Raw genomic sequence first — 12,655 nt, forward strand, 5'->3', positions numbered from 1 at the left:
AACGGAAAAGTAGATGATGAAATCAGAGAAAATCACAGCGGACCGTCCGATTGGGCCTGTCGCCGACCCGTTGGCCATGACCGAGACCTACGTAAATGGCAGTAACGCCGGCGATATCGACGGCGTGCTGAGCCTGTATTCTGACGATGCCATCTCGGTGTGGGAGCCTGGGAAGCCAGTCCGCGGTATCGAGCATGAGGCGGTCGTCCGCGCGCACCTTGAGCGAAAGCCGGTTATGCAGGCGACAATTCGCGAGTCACACGTCACTGGAGATACAGCGCTACTAGTCGTGGACTGGACGATCGACATTCCCGGAGACGGCAAATTGGCCGGCGAACACCATTCCGGACTCGGCCTCGATGTGCTGCGGAAGGGCGAAGACGACCTGTGGCGCTATGTCGTGGACAACCCCTTCGGCGAAGCCTAATCACACATGCACTTCAGAACGACAACAGGGATGGAGAAGAAACATGACTGCTTCCAATACTGAGGTTGATCTATCCGAGCCACACATGCGCGGCATGCTGGCGAGCGTTGGCCTGGATGTCGAGTACGTTCGTGGCGTCGGCGATATACTATTCTATCGGACTGACAATGGTATCGAAGTACCTGTACTTGATCTGGTCGGCGGCTATGGGTGTCTAGTTTTCGGGCATAATCATCCAGCGCTGGTGGAAAAGGCGCGTCAGTTGCTGGCAGACCAGGTCCCCATTCATGCTCAATTTTCTTTCCATCCCTATGCCAACAGTCTCGCGATCGAGCTGAATTCAGTGATACAACGAGAATTGAAAGTCGAAGAACCGTATACGGCACTATTCGGGAATAGTGGTGCGGAGGCAGTCGAAATTGCCATGAAGCATGCCGAGCTCGATCGCGGAACCCGTATCAGCGATCTGCAGGCTCACGTGGTCGAGGCCTGGAGGGCGGCGGAGAATCTCGCGCCATTCATCGGATCGGATGTCTACGATCGCTTAGGATTGCCGAATTCCGCAGGATTCGATCAGGTTGCTCGGACTGTACAACGCGCGAACGAAGTCTCGCTATCCCGGGGCCCGGTGTTTCTCGCGCTAGAAGGTGGATTTCACGGCAAACTAGCGGGTAGTGTGCAGATGACTCACAACCCAGGCTATCGGACGCCGTTCAGCAGGTTAGCTACGCAGGCAAGATTTATCGCAATCAAACCAGGAGCCGTCCAGGCAGCCTTGGCCGCTGAGCGGATGGAGGTTATATTGCCTGAAATAATTGACGGCGCACTTCGGCTGACGGGAATGGCAGTTCCGCGAATCGCGGGCTTCTTTGTGGAGCCAATACAAGGCGAGGGTGGAATCAAAGTTCTTGATCCAGATTTCGCGGACGAGATTCGCAGCGCGGCAGATGCAGGTGGGTTTCCCGTGATTGTGGACGAGATTCAAAGCGGTATGGGTCGTACCGGTAAATTTTTCGCAGCAGCGCATATCGGCTTAATTGGAGACTACATACTTCTCGCCAAGGGTATAGGTGGCGGCATCGCGAAGTCATCGGTAGCAATGATCCGTTCTTCCCGATACAATGGACAGTTCGAGCTACTCCATAGCTCCACGTTCGCAAAGGACGCCTTTTCTGTCAATCTTGGTTTGTCTGTAGTCAGAATGCTCGAGGCTAACGGCGGGGGTGCCTACGCACAGGCCGAGGAGCGCGGTGCTGCGCTGCGGGCTGAATTTGAATCGGTGCGTGCTCAGTATCCCGACGTGGTGTCCGATGTTCGCGGTCTGGGCCTCATGCTGGGCTTCGAGCTCAAAGATCTATCGAATTCCGCTGACCCGATTCTTTCCCAGAATGCGGCGCAGGGCATCATTGGCTATGTATTCGCAGGGTATCTGCTGCGGGAATACGGAGTTCGGATATTCCCCACTGCCAGCAACCCGCATACGCTGAGGGCCGAGCCGTCGATCAACCTGAGCGATTCCGCAATCGCACAGGTAGGCGAAGCGCTTCGTGGTCTGTGTGTACTCCTACGAAAGGGAGATGGAGCCGCCTTGCTGACAGGTTGATACAGTTTGGTGATCTGTTGGATCGTATATTGAGCGGCTCGGACGAAGAAGACGTCTCCACGGAATGAAATACAGAGGGGTGCCCTATTTCTGTGCGCACTTGACGTAGGCCGTGAAGAACCGCCGACGCGGGATGAAGAATTTGGGAGAGGAGCCTACGTCAAAGCCCCTCTATCTCGCAGCTGAAACGGGTCGACGCTCGTGCGAGGAGGTCGACCCGTTTCTTGGCATCTTCAATCTATAGGATGTGAATCCAGAATAATTGGCCTGTCGATCGCCATCGACCAGGTGCCATCACTTTCGCGCACGAGAACATCTGTACAGATTCCATTGTGTTGCGTCACTTGGCCATTCTCGTCTGTGAGACTTAACTCGAATTCCACAACGATCAGAGACGTGTCGCCCGTAGTGTGCGAATATTTTACTTTTGAGCTGAGTTGGGGATTCGTGGATAGTAGTTCGGTTATCCCCGCTGTCCTATCAGAACCAGTCCGGGGAGTGCCGGTGAGATTCGAGATCGCGTCGTCGCGGTAGAGGCTGTCGAAAATTGAGCCAACTCCCGAATTGAACGCGGCAAGAAATACTGCGTTCTGCAGCTCTGGATCATCTGTCAGCACCAGATTGTTGAGGTCGATGTTTTTTACTTCAGCGGTCATGTTGTATTGTCTCCTAGTCGGTCCGTCAGTCTTGTAGTATTTAGAGAAAGTGGTTTTGAGGGTCGAGACCGAGCAGCATCCGGCCTTGAACTTCCAGGCTGGTGTTTGTTTGAAGAAGGCCGTGCTGTGCGAATCCTTGAATGTCTCTATGGAATCGCTGCAAAGGAATATTTTTGGAGATAACCGACGCGCCAGAGGCGCGATACAGTAAGTCGACCGCTTCACGAATGAGTTCGATGCCAAACGCAACTTGTCCGCGGATGTCGGCTTTTTCCTGCCAGCTGGGTTCGACTCCGACATCCGCTCTGGACTGCAGTAGTGTCGTCATCTTCTCCAGCAGTGCCTTCGCTGCAGCGATCTTGTTTGCAGCGGTTGCAACATGTATATGAGTCAATGGGTGGTCGGACTGGTCGTCCCACGACGAGTGCGAGATGGCCCGCCCCGGCAGACGATCGACAAACAGGTCGTAGGCCCCCTGTCCCATCCCCGCGACTGTCGCGAGGGATTGGGTTTGTACGTAAGAGTACAGACCATAATTCCGTCCTGTCGCGCCGGCATTCGAGCGGTTCGACAGTGTGCCCATTACCGCGGCCTCTGCGTCTGCAACGCGGTGAAAAGGGACAAAAATATTATCGGCTTTGCTTGTCACGCTCCCAGTGCCACCGGCCGCAGATACGTTCCAGTCGTCAGATAACGTCATTTGCGAAAGGGGCACCAGTGCAACAGATTCGCCTACAACCTCGCCGTCTGGATCTTTGACTAGAGCATCCATCAGATTCCAATCGGCACCGCGACTGCCAGTGTTGAACGGCCATGATCCTGAAAGCATATAGCCGTCTTCGACCTGCATCAATGTGCCACCAGGTGTAAATCCCCCCGACACACGCGCTCGTCCACCCTTGAAAACTTCTTCTTGTGCACGGTCTGGAAATAGGGACACCATCCATGCGGTACTGACCCAAACCATGGAAACCCAGCCCGCGGAGCCGCAACTTCGTGCGATTTCTGCGAGTACAGAATTCTGATCAGCTAAAGATTGCTCAAGGCCGCCAAATCGACGTGGTACGGCCATGGAGTACACGCCGGCTTCGGTAAGGGCATCTATCGTGTTTGGTGTCAGCCAACCTGCGTCCTCGGCGGCGCGTGCGTTCGATCGTATTACTGGCGCGAGTTCGCAGACCCTGCTCAGAACTGCTTCATCCATGGCTACCGTCGTGGTCACTTTGTCTCCCCTTCGAGGACCCCGGTCTAATGATTGGGTTGCCACTTACGCTAGCTATGAGCGGTCACGGCACGCCCTATGTACGCTCACGGGTCGCTAATTCTGGTAATTTCGGCGTCTTGCCAAGGAAGTCGACTCTGCAGTCGAACAATTACTGGATCTGGTGCTTCCGTTGGTTTACTTGATTCAGTACCGGCCAAGATGGTCGCAGCCACGAAGCTTCTTCAGCTGGGAGATACGTTGTTCAAGCGGATTGCAGTAGTCAACCGAGGCGAGGCAGCAGTACGGCTGATCCGAGCTGTCCGAGAGCTCAACGCCGAACACGATTACGGCATCCGCACCGTAGCGCTGCACACCGAGGCGGAGAAGCGGGCCATGTTCGTCCGCCAGGCCGACGAAGCGGTCACGCTGCGCAAGCCCGCGACCGGCTCGGCGTACCTCGACTACAGCGTCCTCGAGGCCGCGCTGGTCGAGTCCGGTGCCGACGCGGTGTGGGTCGGGTGGGGCTTCGTCGCCGAGGACCCGACGTTCGCCGATCTCGTGGCCGGACTGAACATCACCTTCATCGGCCCGTCCGCCGACGCGATGCGCCTGCTCGGAGATAAGGTGCAGGCCAAGCTCCTCGCCGAGAAGGTCGGCGTCCCCGTCGCACCGTGGTCCGGTGGACCGGTCGAGACCCGCGCGGACGCTCGTCGTCACGCAGCGGCGATCGGGTACCCGCTGATCATCAAGGCCCGCTCGGGCGGTGGTGGCCGCGGTATCCGCAAGGTCTTCCACGAAGACGAACTCGAACTCTCCCTCGAGCGCACCCAGGGCGAGGCCGAGCGCTCGTTCGGCGACCCGGTCGTATTCCTGGAGCGTCTGGTCACCGATGCCCGCCACGTCGAGGTTCAGGTCATCGCCGACAGCCACGGCAACGTCTGGGCTCCGGGTGTGCGCGACTGCTCGATCCAGCGTCGCAATCAGAAGGTCATCGAGGAGTCCAGCTCGCCGCTGCTGACCCAGGAGCAGGCCGATCAGCTGCGCACGGCCTCCGCCGAGCTCGTCAAGGCTGCGGGTTACCAGGGCGCAGGAACCGTCGAGTACCTGTACCAGCCCGAGCAGAAGATCTTCACGTTCCTCGAGGTCAACACCCGCCTGCAGGTCGAGCACCCCATCACCGAATACACCACCGGCATCGACCTCGTGAAGCTGCAGATCCTCGTCGCCGACGGTCAGGCACTGCCCGGCGAGTGCCCCACCGAGTTCGGTCACGCCGTCGAGGCTCGCCTCAACGCCGAGGACGCCGACAACGGCTTCGCGCCCGCACCGGGCACGGTCGAACTTCTCAAGTTCCCGCTCGGCACCGGCATCCGCGTCGACACCGGCATCGCGCAGGGCGACGTGATTCCACCCGACTACGACTCGATGGTCGCCAAGGTCATCGCCTGGGGCCGTGACCGCAGCGAAGCGCTGGCGAGACTGCGGAACGCGCTGCGTGAGACCACCGTCGTCATCGACGGCGGCACCACCACCAAGTCCTTCCTGCTGAGCCTGCTCGACCGGGAGGAAGTCATCTCCGCCTCGGCCGACACCGGCTGGCTCGACCGCACCGAGGCCGGCTCCCAGGTCGGCCCGACGGCCGTCGCGGACATCGCCATCATCGCCGCGGCCATCGACGCCTACGACGCCGAGGAAGGCCGCGAGCGCACCGCGTTCCTCAATTCGGCTCGCGGCGGTCGCCCGCGCGCAACCCATGCCATCGGCCGCACCGTCGAACTGAACTACCAGGGCCAGGCCTACAAGATCGAAGTAGGCCAGACCGGTACGCACCGCTACAGCATCGACGGAGATGCCATCGGGGAGTTGCAGGTCGATGTCGAACGCCTCGGCGCCTACGAGAGCCGACTGGTCATCGGTGACCACCGCTACCAGGTCGTCACCGTCGCCGGAGCCGCCCACTTCCTCGTCGAGGTCGACGGCATCAGCCACCAGATCTCCCAGGACGAGGCCGGTCTGGTCCGCGCGCCTGCTCCCGCCGTTGTCGTTGCCGTCCCGGTCGCCGTCGGAGACGAGGTCGAAGCGGGACAGACCCTGGTCGTCCTCGAATCGATGAAGATGGAAACTGCCGTCCGGTCCCCGTATGCGGGCACCGTGCGTGAGGTACTGGCCTCGGTCAACGGACAGGTCGACGCTGGAGCAGCCCTGCTGCGCGTCGATCAGGCCGGTGAGCAGAAGGTCTCCGAGCAGGCACCGCGCGTGCAGTTCCGCGGGATCGACGACGCCGCGCAGCGTACGCCGCAGCGCCGCGCCCTGGACCGCCTCGACGAACTCGCAGCCCTCATCACCGGTTTCGATGTCAGCGGAGCCCGCGCCCGAAACCTGTTGTCCACCTACGAGACTCTGCGCGCCGACGTGCCGCGGAACGACTCGGGACTGGTCTCCGCCGAACTGTCGTTGCTGAACACCTTCGCCGATATCTGCGAACTCTCGCGGAACCGGCCGACGATGGACGAAGAGAGCACCGACGAGCGCGTCCACTCCCCGCGTGAACACTTCCACTCGTTCATGCAGTCGCTCGACGCAGACGTTCAGGGGCTCCCGGAGTCGTTCCGCGCCAAGCTCACTCGCGCACTCGCGCACTACGACGCCGCCATCGACGAGGGCCGTACCCCCGAACTCGAAGAGGCCGTCTACCGCGTCTTCCTGGCACTGCAGCGCATGGAGAACCAGGTTCCGGTCATCGCGGCCCTGCTCGGCCATTGGCTCAGCGACTGCTCGGCGCAGCCCGAAGCCACCCCGGCCATGGCCGAGGTACTCGAGCGACTCATCGGTGCCACCCAGGCCCGCTACCCCGTCATCGGCGACGTCGCCCGCAACCTGCGCTTCCGACTGTTCGACGAGCCACAGATCCGCAGTGCACGCGAGAAGATCTACGACGGAGTCCGCGGTAGCCTGCAGTACCTCGCCGAGAACCCCGACGCCGCCGACTACTCGGCGCGTATACAAGAGGTCGCCGACGTCGACGAGCCGCTGCTCGATCTACTCAACGAGGATGTCGATCCGGGTGTGATGCTCGAAGTGATGACACGCCAGTGCTACGGAATTCATCAGTTCGAGAACGTGGCAGCATTTAATCGGGACGATTTAGAATTCGTGACAGGAGCTTTCCTGCTCAACGGAGTCCGTGTGCATGTCGCCGCAGTGCAGACTGATCGGTTCGTGGTGCACTCGGCGCTGGCTGCGATCGACGGGATCGTTGAGTCCACACCTGGGATTCGGGTTGCCGACGTGTATCTGTTTTGGCCGGATTCTCCGGCCGACGGAGACGACCTGAGTGCGGAGCTGCAGAGAATCCTTGAACAGTCGCCTGTAAGAGCATGGCGCCGAGTCACGTTCACAGTTTTCGGATCCGGAACTCCCCGCCAAATCACGTTGAGGCCAACCGGTATAGGAGCCGTGTTCGCCGAGGACACGATCATTCGGGACATGCACCCGCTGACCGGTCAACGACTGGACCTGTGGCGACTGAAGAACTTCGACGGAGTTCGGTTGCCCGCCAGCGCAGGAACGTACCTGTTCCATCTGACGTCGAAGGCCAACCCCTCCGACGAGCGACTGGTTGCCCTGGCCGAGATCCGCGGTGTCACAACACAGTTGGACGATGCCGGCAACATCGTCGCCGTACCCGAGATCGAGCGCACAGTCGCAGCCTGCCTCGACGGAATCCGCCGGGCCCAGGCCGGACGCGGCAAGAAGCGACTCGACGCCAACCGGGTGGTGCTCTACGTCTGGCCGGTACTGAACGTTCCCGCCGACCGCATCGCCACGATCGCCCGGCACATCGCGCCGCTGACGATCGGGGCAGGCCTCGAGGAGATCACCCTCATCGCACGTCTGGCCGAAACACCCGGCGCAACACCGCGCGAGGTCGCGTTGCGCCTGTCGTACCGATCCGGTGCAGGCATCGTCGCCAAGGTGACGCCGCCGCCGACCGAGCCGATGCGTCCACTCGACGAGTACACCCAGAAGGTCCAACGCTCGCAGGCTCGCGGCACCGTCTACCCGTACGAGCTGATTCCGTTGCTCAGCAGCAACGGCGGCACGTTCACCGAGTACGACTTCGGCACCGACGGCGTGCTCGCACCGGTCGACCGCCCGTACGGCCGCAACACCGCGGGCGTCATCGTCGGCGTGGCGACCACACCCACCGCCAAGTACCCCGAGGGCATCACCCGCGTCGCACTGTTCGGTGACCCGACCAAGGCCCTCGGCACCGTCGCCGAGGCCGAGTGCTCGCGGATCGTCGCGGCCATCGACCTCGCCGAGCAACTCGGCGCACCCGTCGAATGGTTCGCATTGTCCTCCGGGGCAACGATTTCCATGGAATCGGGCACCGAGAACATGGACTGGGTCTCGCGCGGCCTGCGTCGCATCATCACCTTCACCCAGGCCGGCGGCGAGATCAACATCGTCGTCGCGGGTATCAACGTCGGCGCTCAGCCGTACTGGAACGCCGAAGCCACCATGCTCACCCACACCAAGGGCATCCTGGTGATGACCCCAGACAGTGCGATGGTGCTCACCGGAAAGCAGTCCCTCGACTACTCCGGCGGCGTCTCGGCCGAGGACAACTTCGGTATCGGCGGCTACGACCGCGTCATGGGCCCCAACGGCCAGGCACAGTACTGGGCACCGAACCTGCGGGCCGCGTGCGACATCCTGTTCGCGCACTACGACCACGCGTACGCCGCACCGGGAGAACGCTTCCCGCGTCGTGCGGCCACTGCGGACCCGACCGAGCGCGACGTGCGTACCTACCCGCACGTGCACCCGTCGAGCGACTTCACCACCGTCGGCGACATCTTCTCCTCGGTCACCAACCCCGATCGCAAGAAGCCGTTCGACATTCGCACCGTGATGCGCGCCGTGGTGGACCAGGATCACTCGGTGCTCGAGCGTTGGGCCGACATGGCCGACGCCGACACCTCCGTGGTGTTCGACGCCCACCTCGCCGGGATCCCGGTGTCCGTCATCGGTATCGAGTCACGGGCCATCCCCCGCAAGGGCTGGTTCCCGTCCGACGGCCCCGATCAGTGGACCTCGGGAACCCTGTTCCCCAACTCGTCGAAGAAGACCGCACGCGCCATCAACGCCGCCAGCGGAAGCCGGCCGATCGTGGTGCTGGCCAACCTCTCCGGCTTCGACGGATCACCGGAATCGCTGCGCAACATCCAGCTCGAATACGGTGCCGAGATCGGCCGCGCCATCGTCAACTTCGACGGACCGGTCGTGTTCTGTGTCGTCTCCCGCTACCACGGAGGCGCTTTCGTGGTGTTCTCCGGAGCGCTCAACGACAACATGGAGGTCCTCGCGGTCGAGGGATCGTTCGCCTCCGTACTCGGCGGTGCCCCGGCAGCAGCAGTGGTGTTCACCCGCGACGTCAACGCCCGCACCGCAGCGGACCCGACCGTCAAGGAACTCGAAGCACGACTGAACGCAGCCGAGGACGACGCCACCCGCTCGGCCCTGCGCGTCGAGCTCGCGACCGTGCGAGCGAACGCCCGCAACGCCAAACTGGGTGAAGTGGCGGCCGAATTCGAGGCCATCCACAACATCCAGCGAGCACAGAACGTCGGATCGGTGCACCACATCGTCCCCGCCGCCGAACTGCGCCCGCAGCTGGTTTCCGCCGTCGAACGCGGAATGGCGCGAAGTCGGAATCGCGGTAGGTTCCCGGACCGTCCCACGCCGGACCGCAGACCACGACGAAAGAGGGAGCTTGTTCCGTGACGCTCAGAAACATCGACCTCGATCAGACAACGCTTCGCGATGCATATAGCCGGTTTCCTAGCGGCGTGGTTGCAATCGCCGCAGAGATCGACGGACGTCCCGTTGGAATGGCGGCCAGTAGTTTTGTTCCGGTGTCGATAGATCCACCACTGGTCGCAGTTTGCCTCCAGAAAAAATCGACAACATGGCCGAGGCTCGAGGTGGTGCCAAGCATTGCAGTGAGTGTCCTAGCCGAGTCGCACGACATCGCGGCTCGTCGACTCGCTGCCAAGACCGGAGATCGCTTTGCGGGACTTGATCTGATGGTCACCGCGGGTGGTGGGGTATTCGTGGGTGGCTCGGTGGTATGGCTGGAAACCACTTTTGAACAGAAGATTTCGGCTGGGGACCACCTCATCGTGCTATTGCGCATCCGGTCGTTGGAGGTTATGAGCGATCTCGAACCGATCGTTTTTCACGGCAGCAAGTTTCGCAGACTGCGGTTCTGATCTACCCTGCACGCGGAGGTGCACCATCTATGATGCGTGACACCGGGCACACATAGATTTGCTAGCTCGGGTGCCTCCGCAAGGGTGAAGGCGCGGTGAGGATTTACCGCTTGCGTCAAGTTCACTGTGCTACGTCTAGCGGACATTGGCTGAACCGTAAAACCGGATGTGCTCACAGAAATAGCGCGCCAGCCGGTGTAGGCGAAGCAGGCACGTTAGAGATCAGTGGGCGGCGTTGTATGCCTCGACGATGCTCTCCGGGATGCGTCCGCGACTACTGATCTCATACCCGTTGTCCGCCGCCCACTGCCGGATGGCCCGTGTCTGCTCCGGATCACGGCTCGTCGACGCCCCTGCCCTCGTTGTCGCAGGTGTAGACGCGGCCGCAGGGGAAGGCTTGCGCTTGCGGCCACCGACCCGTGTTGCGTAGCCGATATAGTAGTCGAGCTTTCGGTGAAATTCTGTGGCGTTCTTGGCTTTCAGATCGATCACATACTCGACGCCGTTCACTGCAAACTCGATTGTCTCGCCCGATTCATCGTCCATGACGGACTCATCGATATCGTCGACCATTTGAATCGTTACTTGTTTGGCCATAGCTGTAAAACCCTTTCATCGACAGGTCGCATGTGTTTACTTATTTACAACTAGCTTAACCCGTACCAATAGGCGCTTTCTCCATCGACACGGCGTCTTGAGTCTCGCGAACTCTGCACGCGATCCCCACCTCAATCCGAACTGCTCCCGTACGGCGCACTGGCCCGTGGAACAACCCTGCCGATCACCGGTGTCGGGTCGATCCTGGTCGTCGAAGTCAGCGGTCAGCCACCACGTCGCCCCTGTCGGGGTGATGTGGCCACGATTCATCCTTTAGGCAACGAAGACCCGCTTGACGCCGCAAGCATCTGCAGCAACGGCTTCAATCGGTCGTCAGTACCGAGTAGACGGTCATGACGTACCGCCGACTCGTGCGCGGTCGATCCTGGCACGGACGCACGCTGGAGTATTCGCAATCACCGACGGTCGCATGCCCGGTCTGGATCTGACGATCACCTCTCGGCCCGTTGCCTTCGGCGGCATCGAGGGAATTCGAGGCCGGTTGCGGTCGATCACCATCGACACCGCCGTCCACGGGCGAGGTAGCTCCCAGCGCCCCGGTCGGTTCACCCTCACCGCCCCGAGCTTCGGCGAGCAGGGCTTGCGGTGGTCGCCCGCTGCGAAGGCATCTCCGCCGGGACCGGGACGACCCGGCGGCTGGCAGCGGCGCAATGAGCGAACTCCACGAGAACTCGCCTATCACGTTCGACCCTTCCTACGCGCCGGATCGTCGATCCCCTCAGCGAGTTTTGGTCAACATTGCGCTTACCGTGGCAAGCTCGTCCGGAGGCAGCTCCTTCCTAGACGGGACACCGCTCAAGATCCGATCCGAAGGTCTCTAGCCAGTGGAGTGTTGTTGCAATCGATTTTGCTGGGCTCGGCGTCCAGAATCAGACGTACGGCCGCGTCAGCAGCTCGACCAAGTGCCCGCCCGAAGGGACTTCGTCGCTTTGAATCGGCCAGGCGAGGCCGAAAGAAGGACGGGTGGTTGGGTATCGTCCCAACCCCTATGGACACTTCGCAGAGCCTTCAGCTCGGCCGCACGGAAAGACCACAACATGAACCGCACCACCGCCCTTGCCGCCGCCTCTGTCCTGACGGCAGCGGTGTTTCTCGCCGCTTGCGGTAGCGACGATGACGCCAAGGTTGAAGCCAGCAGCACCACGCCTTCTTCTCCGAGTCAGGAAGCAGAGACCCCGGCCCAGCCGGTCTCCGAGTCGAAATCTGTCGTGCAGACAATTACCGCAGCTCTCGATAGCCTCGGCATCGAGCACACCGAGCCCGAGCGCACGGAGGTAGGACTGTCGGGGGCGCAGATGCGGTTCGATATGCAAGTGAACGGCTACAACGCGGGAATTAACATCTTCTCAAACAACGAGACGCTCGTTGTGTGGCAAGACACCAGCGATTCCTTCGGCGGCATTCACGTAGCTCTGCCCGATGCGAACGCCGTGCTGACATTGAACAGTTCCGAGGGGGTCGCTGACTCCGCGAAGATCGCCCCCATGATTGCCGACGCCGTCGGCGGCACCGCGCACGGGGTCTAGGCACGGCCCATCGAGCCGCGACAATCGCAGCGCTCTAGAGCACCTTCCCACGAGCCCGGTTCCGGGAACAGGGCCGGGTTCGTGCGCTGCGTAGGGGGAATGCCGTTCGCAGTGTCTTGAGAAGCGTCTGCCGCTTGGCTAGGTCACCGTGCGGGGCACGTCCTCGCCGGTCGCTCAACGCGGACAGTCACGTCCCAACCGTGATCGAACAGATGGTCATTCAGCTCTTCCAAGCTGTCCCGTGCGGATGGCAAGGTATATCCCGTCGGCCGCCCGATACCCCCTTCGTCCGAGAAGTGGGCTGCAGCCCAAGTCGAGCGAGACGCAAGCGGCGCCCGATGAC

Annotated in this window: 8 protein-coding genes; 5 read left to right on the forward strand and 3 right to left on the reverse strand. The window is 61.3% G+C overall.

Translation table 11 applies throughout. The features are described from left to right. The first annotated feature begins 13 nt into the window (after window positions 1-13). Window positions 14-427 carry a DUF4440 domain-containing protein gene (locus AYK61_RS00290; RefSeq protein WP_220709094.1) on the forward strand — a complete coding sequence of 138 codons (414 nt, stop codon included), beginning with the start codon at window positions 14-16 and terminating at the stop codon, window positions 425-427. Window positions 428-470: 43 nt separating this feature from the next. Next, the gene (locus AYK61_RS00295) at window positions 471-2,030 is read left to right on the forward strand and encodes an aspartate aminotransferase family protein (protein WP_121869383.1); all 1,560 of its coding nucleotides are present in this window, start codon (window positions 471-473) and stop codon (window positions 2,028-2,030) included. Between the two features lie 233 nt (window positions 2,031-2,263). On the opposite strand, the gene AYK61_RS00300 is transcribed toward AYK61_RS00295, so the two are convergent. Then, complete coding sequence (locus AYK61_RS00300) at window positions 2,264-2,686, reverse strand: nuclear transport factor 2 family protein (protein WP_121869384.1); 423 nt, start codon at window positions 2,684-2,686, stop codon at window positions 2,264-2,266. A gap of 40 nt (window positions 2,687-2,726) precedes the next feature. Then, window positions 2,727-3,908 (reverse strand): acyl-CoA dehydrogenase family protein, encoded by a 1,182-nt coding sequence (locus AYK61_RS00305; RefSeq protein ID WP_220709095.1) that lies wholly within the window; start codon window positions 3,906-3,908, stop codon window positions 2,727-2,729. Window positions 3,909-4,148: 240 nt separating this feature from the next. Between AYK61_RS00305 and AYK61_RS00310 the strand changes: the two genes are divergently transcribed. Continuing rightward, complete coding sequence (locus AYK61_RS00310; protein WP_121872295.1) at window positions 4,149-9,680, forward strand: carboxyl transferase domain-containing protein; 5,532 nt, start codon at window positions 4,149-4,151, stop codon at window positions 9,678-9,680. Further along, on the forward strand, window positions 9,677-10,168 hold the full coding sequence (locus AYK61_RS00315) for a flavin reductase family protein (protein WP_121869385.1): 492 nt from the start codon (window positions 9,677-9,679) through the stop codon (window positions 10,166-10,168). The genes AYK61_RS00310 and AYK61_RS00315 overlap by 4 nt, the downstream gene beginning before the upstream one ends. Before the next feature lie 222 nt (window positions 10,169-10,390). Here AYK61_RS00315 and AYK61_RS00320 read toward each other — a convergent pair whose 3' ends face one another. Next, window positions 10,391-10,765: an Lsr2 family protein gene (locus AYK61_RS00320; RefSeq protein WP_121869386.1), complete on the reverse strand. Its 375-nt coding sequence runs from the start codon at window positions 10,763-10,765 to the stop codon at window positions 10,391-10,393. A gap of 1,058 nt (window positions 10,766-11,823) precedes the next feature. On the opposite strand from AYK61_RS00320, the gene AYK61_RS00330 reads away from it, so the two are divergent. Further along, on the forward strand, window positions 11,824-12,312 hold the full coding sequence (locus tag AYK61_RS00330; RefSeq protein WP_121869388.1) for a hypothetical protein: 489 nt from the start codon (window positions 11,824-11,826) through the stop codon (window positions 12,310-12,312). Window positions 12,313-12,655 lie beyond the last annotated feature (343 nt).

Origin of the sequence: Rhodococcus sp. SBT000017 (genome assembly GCF_003688915.1) — a bacterium.
Taxonomy (GTDB): domain Bacteria; phylum Actinomycetota; class Actinomycetes; order Mycobacteriales; family Mycobacteriaceae; genus Rhodococcoides.

Excerpts from the sequence above, each read along its gene's own strand:
- AYK61_RS00320 (WP_121869386.1), bottom strand. The coding sequence starts at position 10,765 with ATGGCCAAACAAGTAACGATTCAAATGGTCGACGATATCGATGAGTCC.
- AYK61_RS00290 (WP_220709094.1), top strand. The coding sequence starts at position 14 with ATGATGAAATCAGAGAAAATCACAGCGGACCGTCCGATTGGGCCTGTC.
- AYK61_RS00295 (WP_121869383.1), top strand. The coding sequence starts at position 471 with ATGACTGCTTCCAATACTGAGGTTGATCTATCCGAGCCACACATGCGC.
- AYK61_RS00300 (WP_121869384.1), bottom strand. The coding sequence starts at position 2,686 with ATGACCGCTGAAGTAAAAAACATCGACCTCAACAATCTGGTGCTGACA.
- AYK61_RS00330 (WP_121869388.1), top strand. The coding sequence starts at position 11,824 with ATGAACCGCACCACCGCCCTTGCCGCCGCCTCTGTCCTGACGGCAGCG.